The organism is Chitinilyticum piscinae (assembly GCF_015223195.1).
In the GTDB taxonomy this organism is placed as follows: domain Bacteria; phylum Pseudomonadota; class Gammaproteobacteria; order Burkholderiales; family Chitinibacteraceae; genus Chitinilyticum; species Chitinilyticum piscinae.
In genome coordinates this window covers 87,572-107,796 of sequence record NZ_JADFUA010000001.1, presented here as the reverse complement: position 1 = coordinate 107,796, position 20,225 = coordinate 87,572, and the positions used below count along the sequence as shown (strand labels likewise).

20 protein-coding genes and 1 other RNA gene are annotated in these 20,225 nt (G+C 63.8%); 18 read left to right on the top strand and 3 right to left on the bottom strand.

What is annotated here, in order from left to right:
- Position 1 precedes the first annotated feature (1 nt).
- The 15 genes from INR99_RS00525 (at position 2) to INR99_RS00455 (ending at position 13,840) form a co-directional block, all read left to right on the top strand.
- Positions 2 to 562, top strand: a complete 561-nt coding sequence (locus INR99_RS00525; RefSeq protein ID WP_194114337.1) for a COG4648 family protein — start codon at positions 2 to 4, stop codon at positions 560 to 562.
- Positions 549 to 2,210: an ApeI family dehydratase gene (locus INR99_RS00520; RefSeq protein WP_194114336.1), complete on the top strand. Its 1,662-nt coding sequence runs from the start codon at positions 549 to 551 to the stop codon at positions 2,208 to 2,210. Before INR99_RS00525 ends, INR99_RS00520 begins: the two co-directional genes overlap by 14 nt.
- Complete coding sequence (locus INR99_RS00515) at positions 2,203 to 2,961, top strand: glycosyltransferase family 2 protein (RefSeq protein ID WP_194114335.1); 759 nt, start codon at positions 2,203 to 2,205, stop codon at positions 2,959 to 2,961. Before INR99_RS00520 ends, INR99_RS00515 begins: the two co-directional genes overlap by 8 nt.
- Positions 2,958 to 3,890, top strand: coding sequence for a lysophospholipid acyltransferase family protein (locus INR99_RS00510; RefSeq protein WP_194114334.1), 933 nt, complete (start codon positions 2,958 to 2,960; stop codon positions 3,888 to 3,890). The genes INR99_RS00515 and INR99_RS00510 overlap by 4 nt, the downstream gene beginning before the upstream one ends.
- Positions 3,883 to 5,439, top strand: a complete 1,557-nt coding sequence (locus INR99_RS00505) for an HAL/PAL/TAL family ammonia-lyase (protein ID WP_194114333.1) — start codon at positions 3,883 to 3,885, stop codon at positions 5,437 to 5,439. The genes INR99_RS00510 and INR99_RS00505 overlap by 8 nt, the downstream gene beginning before the upstream one ends.
- Positions 5,436 to 5,855, top strand: coding sequence for an acyl-CoA thioesterase (locus INR99_RS00500; RefSeq protein WP_194114332.1), 420 nt, complete (start codon positions 5,436 to 5,438; stop codon positions 5,853 to 5,855). The genes INR99_RS00505 and INR99_RS00500 overlap by 4 nt, the downstream gene beginning before the upstream one ends.
- On the top strand, positions 5,852 to 6,460 hold the full coding sequence (locus INR99_RS00495; protein WP_194114331.1) for an outer membrane lipoprotein carrier protein LolA: 609 nt from the start codon (positions 5,852 to 5,854) through the stop codon (positions 6,458 to 6,460). The genes INR99_RS00500 and INR99_RS00495 overlap by 4 nt, the downstream gene beginning before the upstream one ends.
- Before the next feature lie 10 nt (positions 6,461 to 6,470).
- Positions 6,471 to 8,795: an MMPL family transporter gene (locus tag INR99_RS00490; RefSeq protein ID WP_194114330.1), complete on the top strand. Its 2,325-nt coding sequence runs from the start codon at positions 6,471 to 6,473 to the stop codon at positions 8,793 to 8,795.
- Entirely contained in the window at positions 8,792 to 9,286 is a 495-nt protein-coding gene (locus INR99_RS00485; RefSeq protein WP_194114329.1) for a DUF3261 domain-containing protein, read from the top strand. Before INR99_RS00490 ends, INR99_RS00485 begins: the two co-directional genes overlap by 4 nt.
- Complete coding sequence (locus INR99_RS00480; protein ID WP_194114328.1) at positions 9,283 to 10,464, top strand: beta-ketoacyl-ACP synthase; 1,182 nt, start codon at positions 9,283 to 9,285, stop codon at positions 10,462 to 10,464. The genes INR99_RS00485 and INR99_RS00480 overlap by 4 nt, the downstream gene beginning before the upstream one ends.
- Complete coding sequence (locus INR99_RS00475) at positions 10,461 to 10,925, top strand: hotdog family protein (protein WP_194114327.1); 465 nt, start codon at positions 10,461 to 10,463, stop codon at positions 10,923 to 10,925. The genes INR99_RS00480 and INR99_RS00475 overlap by 4 nt, the downstream gene beginning before the upstream one ends.
- Positions 10,922 to 11,656 (top strand): 3-oxoacyl-ACP reductase FabG, encoded by a 735-nt coding sequence (fabG, locus tag INR99_RS00470; RefSeq protein ID WP_194114326.1) that lies wholly within the window; start codon positions 10,922 to 10,924, stop codon positions 11,654 to 11,656. The genes INR99_RS00475 and fabG overlap by 4 nt, the downstream gene beginning before the upstream one ends.
- A 7-nt stretch (positions 11,657 to 11,663) precedes the next feature.
- Positions 11,664 to 12,893 carry a beta-ketoacyl-ACP synthase gene (locus tag INR99_RS00465; RefSeq protein WP_194114325.1) on the top strand — a complete coding sequence of 410 codons (1,230 nt, stop codon included), beginning with the start codon at positions 11,664 to 11,666 and terminating at the stop codon, positions 12,891 to 12,893.
- Positions 12,894 to 12,916: 23 nt separating this feature from the next.
- Positions 12,917 to 13,333 (top strand): hypothetical protein, encoded by a 417-nt coding sequence (locus INR99_RS00460; protein ID WP_194114324.1) that lies wholly within the window; start codon positions 12,917 to 12,919, stop codon positions 13,331 to 13,333.
- Between the two features lie 87 nt (positions 13,334 to 13,420).
- Complete coding sequence (locus INR99_RS00455; RefSeq protein ID WP_194114323.1) at positions 13,421 to 13,840, top strand: c-type cytochrome; 420 nt, start codon at positions 13,421 to 13,423, stop codon at positions 13,838 to 13,840.
- Positions 13,841 to 14,000: 160 nt separating this feature from the next.
- Here INR99_RS00455 and ssrA read toward each other — a convergent pair.
- Positions 14,001 to 14,365: a transfer-messenger RNA gene (ssrA, locus tag INR99_RS00450) on the bottom strand.
- Positions 14,366 to 14,509: 144 nt separating this feature from the next.
- Positions 14,510 to 15,415: a LysR family transcriptional regulator gene (locus INR99_RS00445; RefSeq protein WP_194114322.1), complete on the bottom strand. Its 906-nt coding sequence runs from the start codon at positions 15,413 to 15,415 to the stop codon at positions 14,510 to 14,512.
- A 114-nt stretch (positions 15,416 to 15,529) separates the two neighbouring features.
- On the opposite strand from INR99_RS00445, the gene INR99_RS00440 reads away from it, so the two are divergent.
- The 3 genes from INR99_RS00440 (at position 15,530) to INR99_RS00430 (ending at position 18,621) form a co-directional block, all read left to right on the top strand.
- Complete coding sequence (locus INR99_RS00440; protein ID WP_194114321.1) at positions 15,530 to 16,423, top strand: MBL fold metallo-hydrolase; 894 nt, start codon at positions 15,530 to 15,532, stop codon at positions 16,421 to 16,423.
- Between the two features lie 285 nt (positions 16,424 to 16,708).
- A complete protein-coding gene (locus tag INR99_RS00435) occupies positions 16,709 to 17,404 on the top strand; it encodes a TFIIB-type zinc ribbon-containing protein (RefSeq protein ID WP_194114320.1) in 696 nt (231 codons plus the stop codon).
- Between the two features lie 8 nt (positions 17,405 to 17,412).
- Positions 17,413 to 18,621, top strand: a complete 1,209-nt coding sequence (locus INR99_RS00430) for a zinc-ribbon domain-containing protein (RefSeq protein WP_194114319.1) — start codon at positions 17,413 to 17,415, stop codon at positions 18,619 to 18,621.
- Between the two features lie 131 nt (positions 18,622 to 18,752).
- Here the strand turns inward: INR99_RS00430 and INR99_RS00425 are convergent, their stop codons facing one another.
- The gene (locus tag INR99_RS00425) at positions 18,753 to 20,225 is read right to left on the bottom strand and encodes a S41 family peptidase (RefSeq protein ID WP_228098010.1); all 1,473 of its coding nucleotides are present in this window, start codon (positions 20,223 to 20,225) and stop codon (positions 18,753 to 18,755) included.

The following is a 20,225-nucleotide window of genomic DNA, read 5'->3' as shown; positions in this document are numbered from 1 at the left end:
CTTGCGCCGCGTGCTGACACTGCTGGGCATGCTGGCCAGCATTGCCTATCCGCTGATTGTCTTTCTGGCGCTGGATCACTGGCAGCCAGGCGCATTCGCGCTGGCCTTGCTGGGGCTGGCCGTCTTGCGGCTGGCCGGTGGCTGGCAGCAACCTGCGGTGCAGTTGCAGGTTGCGGTATTGCTGGTGCTGGCCTTGCTGATCTATGTGCGCGGCAGTACCGGCTGGTTGCGTTATTACCCGGTCGTGCTGAACCTGGGGTTGGGCGCGCTGTTTGGCTGGTCACTCCGTCATCCGCCGTCGATCATCGAGCGGCTGGCGCACTTGAGTGAGCCGGAGCTGCCCGCCGCAGCAATCCGCTATACCCGGCGCGTGACCATGCTGTGGTGCGGTTTTTTTGTGCTTAATGCGCTGGTTGCTGGCTGGACCGCCTGGTTTGCTTCGTGGGAAGTCTGGACTTTATACAACGGCCTGATCGCATACCTGCTGATCGGCCTGCTGCTCGGCGGTGAATGGTTATTCCGGCAGTATTGGCGTGCGAGGATGGCCGATGGGGTGGTCTGATGCACTGCACGGCGATGGTGTTATGGCCTGCACCCCAACTGGCCTTGTCACCCGCGAGCGTTTTGCCGCTGAAGTAGGCCGGCTCGCGGCGCATCTGCGTGAAGAGGCTGCCAGCGATCTGGCGCTGTTTGCTACGGATGCCTACTGGTTTGCCGTCGGGCTGTGTGCCGGCTGGCTGGCCGGTAAGACCCTGCATATTCCCGGTGACGTGCTGCAGCTCAGGGCAACCGGCTGCGCCTGCCTGCTTGGCGATAGTGATCTGGCTGAGCTGCGCATCGATCAATTGGCCTCGTCCACTTCCGCTGCAGTTCCTGCCCTGCAGATGCCCGATGCATCGGCGCAGCTGGTGATCTACACCTCCGGTTCGACCGGCCAGCCCAAGCCGATCCGCAAAAGCCTCGCACAGCTGCTTGCCGAGGCCGCCACGCTCGAACGGCTCTTCGGTGCGGAGCTGGGTGATGCGCTGGTGTTGGCGACGGTCAGTCATCAGCATCTGTATGGCCTGCTGTTCCGCATCATCTGGCCGCTGCATGCGGGGCGACCTTTCATGTGTGAAACCGCGTTTTTTCCCGAGCAGCTGTTTGCCCATACACTGCGAACCACCCGCGCGCTGTGGGTGGGTAGTCCGGCACACTACCAGCGCTTTGGCGACTCACTGGATTGGGCGGCGGTCCGGCCAAGACTGGCCGCGCTATTTTCTTCCGCGGGGGCGCTGCCCCCGGTGGTGGCCGGACACCTGCAACAGCAGGCGGGTTTGCCGGTCTACGAGATTTTCGGCTCATCCGAAACCGGAGGTGTTGCCTGGCGGCAGCAGCCGGGACGCTGGCAGGCCCTGCCAGGTGTCGAGCTGCGCCAGGATGACCGTGGTGCGCTGGCCTTGCGCTCGCCGCACCTCGACCATATGGACTGGGTGGTCATGGATGATGCCGTGCGTTTTGCCCCCGACGGTGGTTTCGAGCTGCTGGGGCGACTGGATCGCATCGTCAAGATCGAGGGCAAGCGTATTGCGCTGGCCGGTGTCGAGCAGGCGCTGCTGTCGCTGTCGCAGGTGAAGGATGCTGCCGCACTGGCGCTCAACGATGCGAATCGGCAGCAGGTGGCGGCCGTACTGGTGCTTGATTCCGCCGGTCAGCAGGCACTGCAGCAGCTGGGGCGGCGCGCGTATGGCCGCCAGCTGCAGCAACTGCTGGCAGACAAGCTCGAGCCATTGGCCATCCCGCGCCGCTGGCGCTTTGTCGCCGCCTTGCCGCAGAACTCCCAGGGCAAGGTCGTGCGTGCCGCACTCGAGCAGCTGTTTGCTCCGCCGCGTCTGCCGGAACTGCGCGAGCTTGCACAAGTGGACGGCAAGCTGGTTCTGCAGTTGTATGTACCGGCGGATACCGTCTACTTTGCCGGGCATTTCCCGGGCCACCCGATCCTGCCCGGCGTGACCCAGATTCATTGGGCCGCACAGCTGGCGCGCGCGCATTTCCCGCTGGGGCGCCAGTTTCGCAAGCTCGAGAACATCAAATTCCAGCAGGTCATCCGCCCGGATAGCGAAGTCACGCTGACGCTGGAGTGGGATGGTACAAAGCAGCGGCTGCAGTTTGCTTTCGCCTCGGGGCATGGTGTGCATTCATCGGGGCGACTGGTGTTTGCCGATGAGTGAGTTCCGCCCGTGTTTTGTCATCCCCGTCTACAACCACGAGGCCGCCATCGGCCAGGTGTTGCTACAGCTGCAGCCTTTCGGCCTGCCCTGTCTGCTGGTTGACGATGGCAGCAATGAGGGCTGCCGGGCGACGCTGGAAGCGCTGGCAGCCGAGCATCCGGATTGGGTTCGCCTGCGTCGGCATGCGCAGAACCAGGGCAAGGGCGGCGCCGTAATGACCGGGTTGTGCTGGGCATACGCTGATGGGTATAGCCATGCCGTACAGATTGATGCCGATGGCCAGCATGATACCCGTGAGATTCCGCAGCTGCTGTCGCTGGCCGAGGCCGAGCCGGCGGCATTGGTTTCCGGCTACCCGGTGTATGACGAATCGGTGCCCAGGGGCCGGCTGTATGCCCGCTACCTCACGCATGTGTGGATCTGGATCAACACGCTGTCCTTCACCATTCGTGATTCGATGTGCGGCTTTCGGGTCTACCCGCTGGCCAGCAGCGTGGCGCTGCTCGAGCGTCAGCGCCTGGGCCGCCGCATGGATTTCGATCCGGAAATCATGGTGCGCATGTACTGGGCCGGCGTCACCATCCGCCAGCTGCCTACCCCGGTCCATTATCCGCTGGATGGGGTGTCGCATTTTCTGGTCTGGCGCGACAACGCGCTGATTTCCCGCATGCATGCCCGCCTGTTCTGCGGCATGCTGCTGCGCAGCCCTGTGTTGTTGTGGCGCAATTTGCGCCGCTGGTGCCGGAAATGAGTTGGGCTGGCCAGCGCGAGCAGGGTGGCGGCTTTGCCTATTACGGGATGAAGCTGCTGCTGGCGAGCTACCGAGTGGGTGGCAAGTGGCTGTTTCGCGTTTGCCTGTATCCGGTGCTGGGATGGTTTTTCTGGTTGGGCGCTGCGCCACGGCGGGCGTCACTGGATTATCTGCAGCGCCTGGCGGCGCATGCGCCGGAGCTGGGGCTGCGGCCGGGGCTGTGGCTGTGCTGGCGGCATTTCATTGCCTTTGCTGACATGGTGCTCGACAAGCTGCACGCCTGGAGTGGCCAGCCGCTGGCCGCGAGCTCAATCCGTGGGCGCGAAGGCATGCTGCAGCGCCTCGCTGCCGGGCAGGGTGGCATCATGTTGACTGCACACTTGGGCAATACCGAAGTGATGCAGGCCTTTGCCGAAGACATCCCCGCTTTGCACCTGACCATCCTGGTGCATACCGCGCACGCGGCGCAGTTCAACCGCCTGCTGGGCGAGCAGGGCGCATCGTCGCGCATCCGCCTGCTGCAGGTCGAGGCGCTGGACGCGGTGCTGGCGGCCGATCTGGCCGCGCGGGTGGCGGCTGGCGAATGGCTGGTCATTGCCGCCGATCGCGTGCCGCACCGCAAGGGGCGTCGCGATGCGACGCTGCCGGTCCGTTTTCTCGGCCATTCCGCCTGTTTGCCGCTGGGGCCGCATTTGCTGGCACTGCTGCTCGCCTGTCCGCTGGTGCTCGCCTGTTGCGTGCGCGAGCAGGCCGGATTCGCCCTCTCGTTCACCATGTTGTCCGAGGCGCAGACCGTGCCGCGGTCGCAGCGCAACGCCTGGCTGCAGGCCTCCGCGCAGCGTTATGCCGATGAACTGCAAGCGCTGTGCCGGCAGGAGCCGCTGCAATGGTTCAATTTCTATCCGTTCTGGTCCACGCCCGATGAGTAATCCGTCCCTGACACCGGTTGAGTTCGGTGCTTCCCGCCTGTGTATCGAAGATGTGCTGGCGATTGCCGGCGGGCATCCGGTCCGTCTGGCCGCCGAGCCGGCCTTTCGCCGCCGTGTCGATGCCGGCAGCGCGTTTCTCGACAGTCTGCTGGCCGAACACGGCGAAATCTACGGGGTGACCACGGGTTACGGCGACTCGTGCACCGTGGCCATTCCGCCGCAGCTGGTCGCCGATCTGCCGCATCATCTGTACACCTATCACGGCTGCGGGCTGGGCGCGATGTTTGATGCGTATACCGGTCGTGCCATTCTGGCCGCCCGGCTGAATTCGCTGGCGCAAGGTTACTCCGGCGTACGCTGGCAACTGCTTGAGCAACTGGCTGCGCTGATCAATGCGGACCTGGTGCCGGTGATTCCCGAAGAAGGCTCGGTCGGCGCCAGCGGCGACCTGACGCCACTATCATATGTGGCTGCGGTATTGGCTGGTGAGCGAGACGTATACAAGGCTGGCGCGGTATACCCTGCCGCTAAGGCGCTCGCGGAGCACGGCATCCCGCCCTTGCGCCTGGCACCCAAGGAGGGGCTGGCGCTGATGAATGGCACGGCCGTCATGACGGCACTGGCCTGTCTCGCCTACCGGCGTGCCGATTACCTGCTGCGGCTGAGTTCGCGTATGACTGCGCTGGCGTCGCTGGCCTGTGCCGGGAACAGCTATCATTTTGATCCCAAACTGTTCTCGGTGAAGCCGCATCCGGGGCAAAATCGCGTCGCCGCCTGGCTGCACGCCGACCTGCAGGCCGGCGAAGCGCCGCGTGAAGGCTTGCGGCTGCAGGATCGCTATTCGCTGCGCTGCGCGCCGCATGTGCTGGGCGTGCTGGCCGATGCGCAGCCGATGTTGCGCCAGTTCATCGAGAATGAACTCAACAGTGCCAACGACAACCCCATCATCGATGGCGAAGGCGAACACGTGCTGCACGGCGGACATTTCTACGGTGGACACATTGCCTTTGCCATGGACAGCCTGAAAAACATGGTTGCCAATATTGCCGACCTGATGGATCGCCAGCTGGCGCTGATGGTCGACACCCGCTACAACCACGGCCTGCCGAGCAATCTCTCGGGCGCACAGGGCGAGCGTGCCGCGATCAATCACGGCTTCAAGGCCGTGCAGATCGGTGCGTCGTCGTGGGCGGCCGAGGCGCTGAAACTGACCATGCCGGCCAGCGTGTTCAGCCGTTCGACCGAATGCCATAACCAGGACAAGGTCAGCATGGGCACGATTGCCGCGCGCGATGCCTTGCGCGTGCTGCAGCTCACCGAACAGGTTGTTGCCGCGCATGCGCTGGCGGCGGTGCAGGGTGTCGAGTTGCGTATCCGCCAGGGGGAGCTGACGCGCGAGGCGCTCTCGGAGGGCGTGCTTGCACTGCTGGATGAAGTCCGTACGCAGTCGGCCTTCCTGCATGAAGACCGTGCGCTGGATGGCGAATTGCGTGCCGTGCTGGCCATGATGCGGGCGGAGCATTTCAGCGTGCCGGAGCAATCCGCATGAGACCGGCACTGACGCACAGCATTCTGGTGACGCCGCCGTTTCACGACATCGACCTTATGGAGGTCGTCTGGCATGGCCATTATGTGAAGTATTTCGAGCTGGCGCGCTCGGCGCTGCTGGCGTCGTTCGACTATGACTATCCCGGCATGCGGGCATCGGGCTATGCCTGGCCGGTGGTCGATCTGGCGGTGCGTTATTCCCGTCCGGCGCGCTTCGGTCAGCCGCTGCGGGTGACCGCGACAATTGTCGAGTGGGAAAACCGGCTCAAGGTCAGCTACCGCATCCATGACGCGGCCAGCGGCGCGCTGCTGACCAAGGGGGCAACGACGCAGGTGGCGGTGAACGTGGCCAGCGGCGAGATGTGCTATGTCTCCCCCGATGTGCTCTTCGAAAAACTGGGAGTCCCCAAGCCATGAAGCGCGTGCTGACAGCTCTACTCGGATGCTTGTTGCTGAGTGCGCCGGCGCTTGCCGGGGTGATCGACGACGTGCGCGTGCGCGTGGCGTTGCCGGATGCGCAGCGCGGCGAGTTCCGCCAGGAAAAGCACGTGGCAACCTTGAGCAAGCCCCTTATTTCAAGTGGCCAGTTCATCTACCTGAAGCCCCGTGGGCTGCTCTGGCGCATGGACAGGCCGTATGCGTCCGATGCCGTCATCACCGGCGAGCAGCTGATCCAGCAGGTGCGCGGCAAAACGATTGCCCGGGTCGAGGCGCGTAGCCAGCCGGGCTACAGCTCGGTATCGCGCATTTTCATGGCGCTGGTCGGCGGCGACTGGCAGGCGCTGGAGCAGGATTTCGTCATTCAGGGCAAGGTCAGCGGGCCGTCCTGGCAGCTGGAGCTGACCCCCAAAGGCGGGTTGTTTGCGAGCTTTGCCCGTACGCTGACGCTGTCGGGCGGCAAAACTCTGGAGCAGCTCGACATCGCCGAGAAAAATGGCGACCGCACCGTATACGTGTTCAGCAATGTGCGCGAGGCCGGCCGGCTCACGGCTGCGGAAGACGCGCTGTATGCGCTGAAATGAGGGTGCCGGGGTGACACAACGCGAACGCCACGGGTTTGCTGCTTGGCTGATCGGTGTGCTGGTCGTGGCCGTGCTGCTGGGGCGGCTGCTCTGGCAGGGGCTGCCGCTGCAGACCGACCTGCTGGCCATGCTGCCGGCCAATGAGCAGGATCCGCTGGCGCAGGCCGCATCGCGCCAGCTGGATGCCGTACTCGGCGAGCGCAGCGTGCTGCTGGTCGGTGCCGGGGACGCCGAGACGGCGATTGCGGCGGCAGGCCGGGCGGCCGCCGAATTGCGCGCCAGCAAGGCGTTCAGCGACGTGCGGCTGCAGCGCCCGCAGCTCGATGCGCTGGCCAGTGCCCTGCAGTTCCGTTTCGCGTTGAGTGACCCCGATCGCGTGCTGCCGCCGGGGCCCCAGGGCTTGCAGGGGGCACTGGACGAGGTGGCTGCACAGCTCTATGGCCCGCTGGGGGCGCCGCGTGCCGCACTGCTCAGCCGTGATCCGCTGTTTCTGGCTGGCGATCTGCTGCAGCGGCGCATGGTTCCGGGGATGGACATGGATCGCGGCGTACTGCTGCTGCACGGCGAGCAGCGCGTCTGGGCATTGATCGAAGCGCGCAATGCCAGCCGGGCCTTCGTCGATCATGGTGATGGCCCCGCACCGGTTGCGGCAGCCATCGCCCGGGCGCGCGCTGCGGCTGCCGCGCCGGGTGTCGAGGTGCTGGCCAGCAGTATTGCCCTGCACAGCGGCCTGGCCAGCCGGACGGCCAAGGACGAAATCAGCCGCATCGGTATCGGCTCCTGGATTGGCGCCATTTTGCTGATGTGGCTGGCATTTCGCCGGGTGAGTGCGATTGTACTGTGCCTGCTGCCGCTGGCGGTGGCGACGGCCGTGGCCTTGCTGGTGACTGTGACGCTGATGGGCAGTCTGCATGTGCTGACGCTGGTGTTCGGTGCCAGCCTGATCGGGGTGGCCATCGATTATGGGACGCACTGTTTTGCCGACAGTCTCGGGGCGGATGAGCATTGGAGCATGAGTCATGCAGTACAGCAGCTGCGTCCCGCGCTGACCTACGGCATGCTGACCAGCGTCACCGGTTATCTGGCGCTGGCACTGGCGCCCTTCCCGGGCTTGCGCGAAATTGCCGTTTTCTCGTCGGCAGGTTTGCTGGCGGCGTTTCTCACCGTGGTGCTGGCCTTTCCGGTGCTGCTGCGGCACTACCGGCCTGATACACGAGGTATGTGGCTGGCTGCTTTTATTGATGGGGTCTACCGGCGCATGGGGTCATGGGTTTCCTGGCGCAGGCTGCTGCCCTTGCTGCTGCTCTTGCTGGGCGGCCTATGGCAATTGCGCGCCAGCGATGACATTCGCAGCTTTTACGCGCGCGATCCGCAGCTGGCGCAGCAGGATGATCGCATCCGCGCGCTGTTCGGGCAGGCTCCGGAAACCCAGTTCTATCTGGTGCAGGGCCGCTCCGCTGCCGAGGTGCTGCAGCGCGAACAGCGCCTGCTGCAGGCGCTGCAGCCAATGCTGGCAGCGGGCCAGCTAGGCCATGTGCGTGCGCTGTCGCAATTGCTGCCCGATCCGGCAAGCCAGCAAGTGCATCTCCAGCGTTGGCAGCAGCGTCTGGCCGATCCGGCCTACACGAACTGGCTGCGTGGCCTGGGGATTCCCGAGGAGGCGATTGCGGCCGATGCGGCGGCGCTGGCGAGTGCGCGACCGGTAAGTCCGTCGGGGTGGCTGGCCAGCCCGCTTGGCCAGGCGGATCGCGTGCTGTGGCTGGATGGACAGGCCGCAGGCAAAGCTTCGCTGGTATTGCTTTCCGGCATTCGTGACCGGGCGGCGCTGGCAGATTTGCCTGCCCGGGCCGGGCTGAGCGGAGTACAGTGGGTTGATCGCACCGCCGATGTGTCCGGGCTGATGGCGCGTTCGCGCAATCTGGCGCTGGCACTCACCGCGGCCGCCATCGTGGTGATGCTGTTGCTGATGGTGCCGCGCCATGGCTGGCGCGGCGCAACATGGATCATCCTGCCCTCGGTGTTTTCGGCGGCCGGCGCACTGGCACTATTTGGCTGGCTGGGGCTGCCGCTGAATATTTTCTCTGCCTTTGCACTGCTGCTGGTGCTGGCACTGGGCGTGGATTACGCGATCTTTTTCCGCGAGTCCGGCGAGGATAGCCATCAGGCCATGCTGGGCGTGGCACTGGATTCCAGTACGACGGTGCTTTCGTTTGGCTTGCTGGCGCTGTCCAGCCTGCCGGCGGCGCGTTCCTTCGGGACGATGGTGCTGTTCGGCATTATGCTGGCCTTCCTGCTGGCGCCGCTGGCGCGCCCGCAGCCGGGGAGGACCGCATGAGAGCGGCCTTGCTGTTTGCGCTATGGCTGCTGGCCGGCTGTGCAGGTGTGGCTGAGCCGAGGGTGGCGGTTGCGGACTTCGGTGTCCTGGCGCAGACCGAGCTGGTGTCGCTGCAGGCTGGCGAGCGCGAGGCCGCGTTTACCGCACGGCTGGAAAGTGATGGTGAGGTATTGCGCGTGGTGGCGATCACACCGACCGGTCAACGGCTGTTCAGCCTGATCCGCCGCGGGCAGTCGCTGCAGACCGAGGCCGGGCCGCTGTGGCCGGCGGCGATGCCGCTGACGGTGGTGTGGGCGGATATCGAGCTGGTGCATCTGGCGATGCGGGCGCCGCAGGCAGGCCTGCCCGCCGGCTGGACACGGAAAGCGGAGGGGGCCTGCGACGAGTGGTCATACCGCCAGCAAATGCAGGCGAAGGTTTGCCATGACGACGGGCGTTACAGCCTGATCCGTCCGGCTTACCGGATCAGTGTGGAGGTCTTGCCGGAATGAACTGTTATCTGAATGCGCTGGGACTCATTTCACCGCTGGGCAGCGGGCAGGCGGCCAACCATGCCGCGCTCCTCGCCGGGCAGCGAGCCCTGCAGCCGGCGTCAGCCGGCTGGCTGGCGCAGCCGGTGCAAGTCGGAGCGGTGACTGCGTCCTTGCCCGCATTGCCGCCGGCGTGTGCGGACATGCAAAGCCGCAATAATCAGCTGCTGTATGCGGCTGCCTTGCAGATCGATGCAGAGATCCGGGCCGCGATCAGCCGGTATGGCGCGGGGCGAGTTGCGGTGGTGCTGGGGTCCAGCACCTCAGGGGTGGCCGAAACCGAGCGCTATCTGGCCGAGATGCACGCCGGCCAGCCGCCCGCTCCCTATCGCTACGAGCGCCAGGAAATGAGCGATCCGGCACGCTTTATTGCACGACTGTATGACCTCAGTGGCCCGGCTTATGTGGTTTCGACCGCCTGTTCCTCGGGGGGGCGGGCATTGCTGGCCGCCCGACGGCTGTTGCGCATGGGGCTGGCGGATGTGGTGATCTGCGGCGCTGCCGACAGCCTCTGCCGCTTGACGCTCAATGGTTTTGCCGCACTGGAGTCGGTGTCTGCGGGCGAATGCCAGCCTTTCAGCGCCAGCCGGGACGGGATCAATATCGGAGAAGGTGCGGCGCTCTTTCTCATGAGCCGCGAGGCTGGCACCGTGCGGCTGGCGGGAGTGGGCAGCAGCAGTGACGCGCATCATATTTCTGCGCCGCAACCGGATGGGCTTGGCGCCATTGCCGCCATGCAGGCAGCGCTGGCCGATGCCGGCATGATGCCGGAACACGTCGATTACCTGAACCTGCACGGCACGGCGACGCCGCTGAACGATGCAATGGAAAGCCGGGCGGTTGCTGCCGTTTTCGGATCAGCCCAGCCGCCGGCCAGTTCGACCAAGGCATTGACCGGGCACATGTTGGGCGCCGCCGGAGCGCTGGAGGCCGCCTTCTGCTGGCTGTTGCTGCAGGAGTCGGCAGGCGAGCTGCCGCCACAGGTCAATGACGGACAGTTCGACCCCTCATTACCCGCTTTGCACTGGCCCTTGTCTGGCAGGCGCTATACGACCCGCGTGGCCATGAGCAATTCCTTTGCGTTTGGCGGGAACAACATCAGCCTGATTCTGACCGGACAGCATGGAGCGCCAACATGAGCTACACCCCCGCCGAAGTGCTGCCGCACGCCGCGCCGATGATCCTGCTCGACCGCATCATTGCGTATGATGCCGATCAACTGGAGGCGGAGCTGACCGTTCCTGCCGAAGGGCTTTTCAATGATGCCGAGATGGGCGGGGCGGTGCCTGCCTGGGTTGGGATTGAATATCTGGCGCAAGCGGTGGCTGCCCATGACGGTTGTCATTGCCGGGATGCCGGTATTTCGCCCAAGATCGGTTTTTTGCTCGGCTCCCGGAATTATGAGTCGAACGTGACCGCCTTCCTGCCCGGGGTTCATTTGCGGGTGCGTGTGGCCGAAGTGTTGCGAGGCGAGAACGGGATGGCGGTGTTTGAAGGACTGATTACGGGTGAACAAGATGGTCAGGCTATCCGGGTGACGGCCAGGATCAATGGCTTCCAGCCGGACGATCCGTCCGTATTTCTGAAGGAGCAGGCATGAGTGCCGGCAAGACAATTCTGATTACTGGCGCCAGTGGTGGATTGGGGCAGGCAATGGCGCGAAAGCTGGCCAGCGACGGTTTTGACCTGTTGCTGCACTATCGCAGCAACCATGCTGCTGCTGAGCAGCTGGCCGTCGAAGTGCGCGCGCAGGGGCGCGAGGCCCGGCTGCTTGCCTTTGATGTAACGGATCGGGCCGCTGTGCGCGCGGCACTGGATGCCGCTGTGGCAGCGTTTGGCGCACCCTATGGCATTGTGGTGAATGCCGGCATTACGCGGGATATGGCATTTCCGGCGATGGAGGACGGCGACTGGGATGAGGTGCTGCGCACCAATCTGGACGGCTTCTACAACATCGTGCACCCGCTGACGATGCCGATGGTGCGCCGGCGCAAGCCGGGACGCATTGTGGCCATTTCTTCGGTATCCGGCTTGGTGGGCAACCGCGGCCAGGTGAATTACAGCGCAGCCAAGGCCGGTCTGATCGGTGCCTGCAAGGCGCTGGCGCTCGAACTGGCCAGCCGCCAAATTACGGTCAACTGTGTGGCGCCAGGGTTGATTGAAACCGACATGACCGAAAACCTACCGGGGCTGGATGAGCTGAAAAAGCTGATTCCCATGCAGCGGGCGGGAACGGCGGCGGAAGTGGCTGCTGCAGTCAGCTATTTGATGAGTGATGGCGCGGCCTATACGACGCGGCAGGTGCTCAGCGTCAACGGCGGGCTGTGTTAGGAAAACAATGAAACGTGTTGTCGTTACCGGCATGGCCGGCATTACTTCTCTGGGCTCGGACTGGGCGACCATCGCGGCGGCCATGGCGGCCGGACGCACCGGCATCCGCCGTATGCCCGAGTGGGCGGAATACCGCGATCTGAATACCCAGCTGGCAGGTCCGGTCACGGACTTTGCGCTCCCTGCGCATTACACCCGCAAGCAGACCCGCTCGATGGGCCGGGTGGCGCAGCTGGCCGTGGTGGCCTCCGAACGCGCGCTGGCCTCGGCCGGCCTGCTGGGCCGCGAACTGATCCGCTCGGGCAAGATGGGGGTGGCGTTCGGTTCCTCGATCGGCAGCACGTCGGCAGTGCGCGAATTTGGCGAGGCACTGATTGAAAAGGACGTTAACGGCCTGAATGCCAACTCCTACCTGCGCATGATGAGTCATACCACAGCCGTGAATGTCGGTGTGCATTTCGGGCTGAAAGGGCGCGTCATCCCCACCTCGAGTGCCTGTACCTCGGGCAGCCAGGGCATCGGCTATGCGTTCGAGGCCATCCGCTATGGCCAGCAGACACTGATGATTGCAGGCGGCGCCGAGGAGCTGTGCCCGACCGAAGCGATGGTGTTTGATACCCTCTATGCAACCAGCACCCGCAACGACACGCCGGCGCTGACCCCGCGTCCCTTTGACCTTAATCGCGACGGCCTGGTGATCGGCGAAGGCGCGGGGGCGCTGATTCTGGAAGAATACGAGCATGCGCAGGCTCGCGGTGCGACCATCCTGGCCGAGATTGTCGGATTTGCCTGCAATTCCGATGGCGCCCACGTCACCAAACCCGAAAGCGCGACCATGGAGGTCGCCATGCGCCTGGCGCTGCGTGATGCCGGGTTGCAGCCGGCCGATATCGGCTATGTCAGCCTGCATGGCACGGCCACCGAGCAGGGCGACATCGCCGAATCGCAGGCAACCGCGCGGGTGTTCGGCAACGCGGTACCGGCCAGTTCGCTCAAGGGCTATTTCGGCCATACGCTGGGAGCCTGCGGTGCACTGGAGGCTTGGCTGAGCATTGAAATGCTCAATTCCGGCTGGTTTGCCGGCAATGTGAATCTGGACCAGCCGGATCCGGCCTGTGGTGCGCTGGATTACCTGCCGGTTGCCGGGCGCGAGCTGCACTGCCGCTACATCATGAGCAACAACTTCGCTTTCGGCGGAATCAATACCTCCCTGATTTTCAAACGCAGCGTTTCCTGAGCGGATCGCAGAGGAGTCGTAACATGAAAACACGTCTGATCGTAATGAGTGTACTGCTGGCGCTGAGCAGCGCAGTAACGCTGGCGCGCAATGCGCCGATGGACCAGCCCGCACGCGTCGAATTCGTCAAGATTGACGGCATCGCCCCCAGTGCTGAACGAACGCGCAATGCGATCCTGCAAGGCGCCAGCCGTTTTGGCTGGCAGGTGCTCAATGCCGGCACGGATCTGGTTACGCTGCAATACAACAAGGGCAACGGCAAACACATCGTGACCATCAACGTGGCTTATGACGCAAACGGTTTCCAGATCCGCTACGTCGACAGTACCGGCATGGATTACGAAGTCAGCGACGGGCTGGTCGAAATCCATCCGAACTACAATCGCTGGATTGCCAATCTGGGCAATGAAATCAAGAATCGCCAGATGCAGGTGCAATGAGTGATCTTGCCGTGATCGCGGCCCTTCCTGCCCCATACGACTTTTGAGCCCCGCCTGATGAAACGAATGCCCCGGACTGTTCTGACCATGGCCGCGATTTTTGCACTGGCTGCATGCGGTGACGAAGAAAGCACCCCGCGCAAGCAGCGCAAACCCATCTTCAAGGACATGCTCAGACAGAGCGAATTCATCTATGGCAGCGTCAATGGCAAGGATCCCTTTGATCCGCAGAAGGTTGCGGCAGCCGCTACCGCCTTGCAGCAACTGGCCGCGCAACCGTGGCCGCTGTATGCCGAGCTGCAGAATCCACAGGCCGACCATGCCAATGCCCGGATCGTGCAGGCCCCCGAGGAGTTCCGCCGCAAGGCGGCTGAGTTGCAGCGGCAGGCCAGTGCGCTTGCCGCCGTCACCCGCAGCGGCAATCCCGAGCTGATTCGTCCGGCGATCGGGCAGCTGCAGCAGAGCTGTACCAGTTGCCACGATCAGTTCCGCAAGCGCGGCAACTGAGCCTGGCGCTGCAGGCTGGCGGCGCGTGGCTTGTCCCCGTTCAGCCATCAGACTGGTTGGATTCGAAGGAGCAAACCGCAACAGGCTCATGAAAAAACCCGCAGAAGCAAGGCTTGCTGCGGGTTTGGTACGTGCCTTGAAACGCTGTGGCACTGCTGTTTGGTGGAGACGGCGGGAGTCGAACCCGCGTCCGGAAGCCCTCTACGAAGGGTTCTACATGCTTAGTCTAGCCATTTGGATTTAACTCCCTTCCACGCCGACCGACAGGCTTGGGGAGAGCGAGTTACCTTGGATTTAACCCTGGCTCAAGTAACCCGAACCGGGGCGATCCCTTCTTAATGACTCTACTGCCGGTTTGACCCGACCCGCCCGAAGGGCCCTGCGGTGTAGAGACTGGCGCAATTAAGCAGCCAGTGCGTAAGTTTCGTCGTTTGCGACTATATAAATTCAGTGTTTAACGGGGTGACTGAAATCCCGGCATGCCCCCATCCGCTTTGTAACCCCCGTCGAAACCATGGCGTCCCCGGGATTCTTCACGTGATGAAGAACGACCAGTATACACCCAAACCGGCAGCCGCCGCGATAGTGGCGGTGTTGCCGGTGTGCTTGGTGGGTATGTTTCTGTTGGTTATGATTTTGTTAGTCTTTGGGTGTATACCCTGATGTGTATCAGGCGCGCAATCCTGCTTGCTCAGGCAGACGCACCGCCAGAAAATCCAGCAGGCTGCGCAGGCTGGCCGGCAGGTGTTTGCGCGAGGTGTACACCCCGAAAATGCCCAGCTGCAGTGGCTCATAATCGGGCAGCAGTGCGGTCAGTTCGCCTCTGGCCAACAGCGGGTAGGCCAGATAGCGGGGCAGCAGCGCAATGCCGGCGCCGGCACGGCAGGCCTGCAGCAATGCCGTCGCATCATTGGCACTCAGCGGCCCGCCGACGGCAACACGGCTGCTTGCGCCATCCTGCCGGCGGGTAAAGTGCCACAAGCTCTGGCCGTAGTAGCTGTGAGTCAGGCAGGGTAGCCCGCTCAGCCCTCCGGGGGCCAAGGGGGGCGCGTGGCTGGCCAGCCACGCTGGGGCGGCACACAGCACGGAAGGGCAGTCGGCCAGCCGGCGGGCAATCAGGTTGGGATCGAGCTCGCTGGCGATGCGGATGGCCAGATCCAGCCCCTCGTCGACCAGATTGACCGCACGGTCAAGCAACTGCAGGTCGACTCGCACCGCTGGCTGCGCGGCAATATAGTCGGCCAGTAGCGGTGCCAGCACCGCATGGCCGAAAGAGCTGCTTGCGGTGACGCGCAACAGCCCGCGCGGTGCGGCATCGGGGGCCGTGGCGGCGCTTTGCAGTTCGCCGCTGAGCTCCAGCAGCTGGCGACAGCGCGGCAGCAGTTCCATGCCGGCCGGCGTGAGCGTCAGCTTGCGCGTCGTGCGGTGCATCAGCCGCGCCCCCAGCCAGTCCTCCAGCTCGGCCAGATAGCGCGAGACCACCGGCCGTGACAGATCCAGCCGTTCGGCTGCGGCCGACTGGCTGCCCGTATCAACCACAGTGATGAAAACGCGCATGGCGGTCAGTCTGTCCATGATTTGCCCGAATTTTGCAATAAACCTGTGCTGATTATGCGCTTTTTTGCATTGTTTTCCGTAATTAAGATGCCGCTCATGCATTCACGCACATCCCGACACAGGAGCAAGACCATGAGCCCTACCCCCTTCTTTACCCGCCGCCTGCTGGCCGGCGCCCTTATTTCCTTTGGCCTGATCGCTGCCACACCGGCACTCGCTGCCGATGCGCTGAAGCTTGATGTCTACAATCCCGGCCACGAGGCCATTTTCCCGGTGACCTCGGTACTGGTATCCGGCAAGCACGATGCCATCCTGATCGACGCGCAGTTTGGCCGTTCGCAAGCCGAAAAAGTGGTCGAAATGATCCGTGCCAGCGGCAAGAAGCTGACCACCGTCTACATCAGCCACGGTGATCCGGATTTCTACTTCGGCCTGGAAACCATTAAGGCCGCCTACCCGGACGTGAAGGTGCTGGCCACCAGAACCACCATCGAGCATATCGAGCACACCCGCGCCAAGAAACTGGCCTTCTGGGGACCGAAGCTGGGCAAGGATGCGCCGGCGACCACCATCGTCCCGCAGGAATTGCAGGGCGACACACTGAAGCTGGAGGGGAAGACGCTGCAGGTGCGTGACCTGAAAGGCCCGCAGCCGGATCGCAGCTATGTGTGGATTCCGTCGATCAAGGCCGTCGTTGGCGGCGTGGTGAACTTCAACGGCCTGCATGTGTGGATGGCCGATACGCAAAGCGAGCAATCGCAGCTCGACTGGCTGAAGACGCTGGACGGCATCGTTGCGCTCAAGCCAAAAACCGTGATCCCGGGGCATTACGCCGCCGGTACCGCGCAGGACATCAGCGCCGTGACCTTCACCCGCGACTACGTGGCAGCCTTCCGTGCTGCCGCTGCCCAGGCACAGAATTCCGCCGAGCTGATTGCCGCCATGAAGGCGCAATACCCGCAGGCCGGCGAAGAATCCTCGCTGGAACTCAGCGCCAAGGTCGCCAAGGGCGAGATGAAGTGGTGAGCCCATTCCTCTCTGGGGGCCGGCTGGCTGGACAGAAAAGCAATGGTCTTTCCAGCCAGCCGGCAAGCATCTCGGCCGGACTCTTGGGGTAGGTCAACGACCAGCTTGAATCACGCACATGGCAGGGCAGGTGCAGGGGAGTGTTCCGCCGATGCCACGGCTTGGAGGTACAAGGCCGTATTGGCTTAGCACGGGCCGGCCTTGGCATTACACTGATCGACAGTGTTTGCGCTGGCGAGGCGGTGTCAGTTGCCGGCGGCTGCCCTTTCTCCTTGTGTTGTGACGATGAATTGCTCCGAATGCGGCAGTGTGCTGCCACTTGATTCCCCATGCTGTGCTTACTGTGGCACCCTGCATGCCGTTGATCTGCCAGCGCTGGGTGAATACCGGGTCTTGCGCAAGCAATCGGGGATGTTCTGTCCGGCAGGGCATGGCGAGCTGGAACAGTGGTTGTTTGCCCTGGGCAATGGCATCACTGCCGCCCGTTGCCCGCAGTGCTTTGGCATGTTCATGCGCCGCAATGCGGTAGACGGCATGCTGTACCGGATGTCCGAGCAGGTCATTCTGATGCAGCGTGGCAGGCTGGAACGTATCCGGCGGCACATGATTCCGCAGGGGCAGACGCAGCGGCGGCCATGCCCGGTTTGCCAGCGGCTGCTGGTGCAAAGCGATTATATGGAAACCTGTCCGGTGCAGCTGGAAACGTGCGCGCACCATGGTGTCTGGCTGGATAATGGCGAGCTGACGCTGCTGGCCGAATGGCGGGAAGCCGGTGGTGCCAATACCCGCTATGCGGGCGAAGCCGCGCAACAGGCTGCACTGCGTGATCTCGACCGGCAGTTGCCGGGGGATCCGCCCTATTTGTGGCGTTTCTGGCCGGTTTCCTTGCTCGGGCGTTGCCTGCGCATTGTCGAGCTGATCATTGCGGCGATTTTTCTCTGGCAGCTGCTCAGAGCCTACGTGCTGTATTCCTCCCTGTGACTGCCGTGATGCCTCCCTGTCCCAATTGCGGCGCGGCGATTGCGCCGGATAGTCCGTTCTGTCTGCATTGCGGTCATCGTACCCAGGTGCAACTGGACCAGCCGCGCGATTTTTACCGGTTTGAGCATGGCCGAAATATCGGCTGCCCCGATTGCCATGCGGTGCTGACAGTGATGCCACTGGCTGGCCCGAGCGGCCTTGCCAAGGGCTGGTGCACGTTGTGCAACAGCGGCTTTTATCCGCCCGGCGCGCTGGAACTGGAGCTTGGGCAAGCTAGTGCGCGGGCCGCCTTCCATGATCAGAAGCGGCAAAAACAGCTGGGCAGGATTGTTGCGCTGCAAAACAAGCGCCCGCCTGCCGCAGCCGCCTGCCCAGTCTGTCAGCAGCGCATGCAGCAGGAGGCATTCAGTCATTGGTTCCGGCTGGCAGTCAATCGTTGCGAGCAGCATGGCTACTGGCTGCAAGCCAAGCATGTCAGCCTGCTGCGTGACTGGCGCGCTGCGGGTGGGCATCTGGCCAAGCCATTGCCAACCCGCGAACTGCTGCGCCGTGAAGTTGCCGCCGGCAGCACACGGATATTCCGCTTGCTGCTCTGCATGCCGTTTGTGCTTGGCGGATTGTGGCTGATGTTCATGCAGACCGCGCGTTCGCTGCAGGGCAAGTACGAGCTTTGCGGGCGGCTGTTCGATGAGGACTTTACCGGCACCATGGCGCCCGATTATGCCTTGCAGCGCGCCAGGGGCGCGCAAGCCTGCGTGCTGGAGAATGCGGGCATTCTGGAAACCACGGTGATTGTCACCCGCAAGCGCTTGCCGCTGGAAAACCTGCCACATGCGCCGTGCGCCTATGTGGGCAGCTGGTCCTCGGTGCGCGAAAACGCCCCGGTGTATCGGGTCACGATGAAAGGCAACGGCGAATTCATCGCTTTTCCGCAGGCGCAGTCCAGATTGCCTGACAGCCCTCGGCTTGATGATGCGCAGCTGCTGGCGCTGTTCAAGGTTGGAGCCTACCCGCAGGCAATCCGGGGGTTCTGGGGCGAACATGAAGGGCGGCTGATCTGGCTGTATGAAAACGAATCCCATCCGCCGGATCTGAATCCGATCAGCCAGCACACTTCGGACGGCTTTACCCTGCTGGAACAGGATGGGGAAACGCAAACCCGCTTCAGCCGCTTGCAGACGCTGGGTAGTACTGGCGAGGCTGGTTGCGTGCGGTGAGTTGTTTAATCTGGGTATGCTCTTGAAGGTGTTGTGAATATTGGTTTTGGTCGATATGGTGTGCAGGGTATGTTGAGCTCGGCCCCCATACCCTGCTCTCCGGCTGGTGCTGCAATCCGTGTAAATGCCGCTCAGCGCGGAATCAGCGAAAGCGCTTTCAGCAGTCCCGGGTCGCGGCGTTGTGCCAGATCCGTTTCGTTCGGGAAGGGCGCCGCGTGCCGTACCGGGATGCCGCGCCCTTCAAACCATTCACCCTGCGGCGAGAGGTAGTATTCGTTGGACAGGCTGAACTGCACGCCGCCCGGTGTGTGCTTGTGCAGCGAATCGGACAATGCGCCGCCGCTGGCTTCGCCAACCAGAATCACATTCGGCAGATTGCGCAGGCTGAGCGCCAGCACTTCGGCGGCGCTGAAGGTGCTGCTGCTGGTCAGTACGATTACAGGCCCCTTGTAGCGTTTGCCGCTGGCGGGTTTGACCACCACCGGGCGCGCCGGCGTGCGGCTGCTGCCCAGTCTGGCCTGTTTGCGGTACAGCAGCGTCGGGCGATCGATGAAGCGGCTGGCGATGCGCATGGCATTTTCGTCAAAGCCGCCGGGGTTGAAGCGCAGATCCAGAATCAGGGCGCGGCTGTGCTGCACTTCGCCCAGGATGCGCTCCAGCGCGGCGTCCAGCACCGGCAGATCCTGCGCCAGTGCTTCCGTGCCACTAAAGCCCGAGAGCTGCTGCACATTCAGGTAGGCCACCTGATCGGCGGTCGTGAACCAGCTCAGCAGGTTGTTGGCGGCTCGCTGCACAGGTTTGCCAGCGGCGGCATAGCGCTCCGGCAGTGCGGTCAGCAGGCGGGTCTGCTTGCTGACGTGGCGGTCGATGGCCTGCTGCTGGGCGGTGGTGAAGGGCGGCGACCAGTTGCGTTGCCGGGCATAGTCATCGGCCAGCTGCAGCAGATACATCGGCTTGCGGGTGACGGTCGTGCTTTGCCCCTGCCATTCCACCGTGACATGCCCGTCGCGCAGCGGGGCCACCAGTTGCGTGACCACGCCATAGAGCCTGGCATCGCCACTGCCAGGAGCGAGCGCGCTGCCAAGCTGGTGCTGGCGGGCCCAGTCGGTGCGGCTCAGGCTGAAATCGTGATAGTGCTCGGCGTAGGTCTGCCAGACCAGCTCGAAATCGCGGCGGGCATCGGGCTGGTAGCCATCCTGCTCGCGGCTGGCCAGCAGGCGGGCGGGCTGGCAGGCTTCCGGTAGCGCTGTGGCGCGCTGGAAAAGGATGCCGGGGGTGAACTGCTGGCCCGGTTCAAGCCATTCCAGCTGCTGGCCGCGCTGGCGCAGCGACTGGCGTAGCGCTGCGGCCGGCTGCTGCAGCTGATCGGCGATCAGGCAATACTGGCTGGTGTAGTCATAGCGGGTCAGGCGCAGCTCCGCGCCCAGTTCGTCCAGCTGCACGGCATAGCCGTACGCGGGGGCCAGCCAGAGTCCCGCCAGCGGCAGAGGGGCGGCGGCCGCGAACGCCGGCTGGTCGGCCTCGTCATCGGCGGGCAGATCCTCGGCGGGGCTGGTGGCGGCCAGCAGCGCCAGCAGGCAGACGGAGATCGGGTAACGCAGCAT

Coding starts and splice junctions, on each gene's coding strand:
- INR99_RS00520 (WP_194114336.1), top strand. CDS start 549: ATGGGGTGGTCTGATGCACTGCACGGCGATGGTGTTATGGCCTGCACC.
- INR99_RS00515 (WP_194114335.1), top strand. CDS start 2,203: ATGAGTGAGTTCCGCCCGTGTTTTGTCATCCCCGTCTACAACCACGAG.
- INR99_RS00510 (WP_194114334.1), top strand. CDS start 2,958: ATGAGTTGGGCTGGCCAGCGCGAGCAGGGTGGCGGCTTTGCCTATTAC.
- INR99_RS00505 (WP_194114333.1), top strand. CDS start 3,883: ATGAGTAATCCGTCCCTGACACCGGTTGAGTTCGGTGCTTCCCGCCTG.
- INR99_RS00500 (WP_194114332.1), top strand. CDS start 5,436: ATGAGACCGGCACTGACGCACAGCATTCTGGTGACGCCGCCGTTTCAC.
- INR99_RS00495 (WP_194114331.1), top strand. CDS start 5,852: ATGAAGCGCGTGCTGACAGCTCTACTCGGATGCTTGTTGCTGAGTGCG.
- INR99_RS00485 (WP_194114329.1), top strand. CDS start 8,792: ATGAGAGCGGCCTTGCTGTTTGCGCTATGGCTGCTGGCCGGCTGTGCA.
- INR99_RS00480 (WP_194114328.1), top strand. CDS start 9,283: ATGAACTGTTATCTGAATGCGCTGGGACTCATTTCACCGCTGGGCAGC.
- INR99_RS00475 (WP_194114327.1), top strand. CDS start 10,461: ATGAGCTACACCCCCGCCGAAGTGCTGCCGCACGCCGCGCCGATGATC.
- fabG (WP_194114326.1), top strand. CDS start 10,922: ATGAGTGCCGGCAAGACAATTCTGATTACTGGCGCCAGTGGTGGATTG.
- INR99_RS00465 (WP_194114325.1), top strand. CDS start 11,664: ATGAAACGTGTTGTCGTTACCGGCATGGCCGGCATTACTTCTCTGGGC.
- INR99_RS00460 (WP_194114324.1), top strand. CDS start 12,917: ATGAAAACACGTCTGATCGTAATGAGTGTACTGCTGGCGCTGAGCAGC.
- INR99_RS00455 (WP_194114323.1), top strand. CDS start 13,421: ATGGCCGCGATTTTTGCACTGGCTGCATGCGGTGACGAAGAAAGCACC.
- INR99_RS00445 (WP_194114322.1), bottom strand. CDS start 15,415: ATGGACAGACTGACCGCCATGCGCGTTTTCATCACTGTGGTTGATACG.
- INR99_RS00440 (WP_194114321.1), top strand. CDS start 15,530: ATGAGCCCTACCCCCTTCTTTACCCGCCGCCTGCTGGCCGGCGCCCTT.
- INR99_RS00435 (WP_194114320.1), top strand. CDS start 16,709: ATGAATTGCTCCGAATGCGGCAGTGTGCTGCCACTTGATTCCCCATGC.
- INR99_RS00430 (WP_194114319.1), top strand. CDS start 17,413: ATGCCTCCCTGTCCCAATTGCGGCGCGGCGATTGCGCCGGATAGTCCG.
- INR99_RS00425 (WP_228098010.1), bottom strand. CDS start 20,225: ATGCTGCGTTACCCGATCTCCGTCTGCCTGCTGGCGCTGCTGGCCGCC.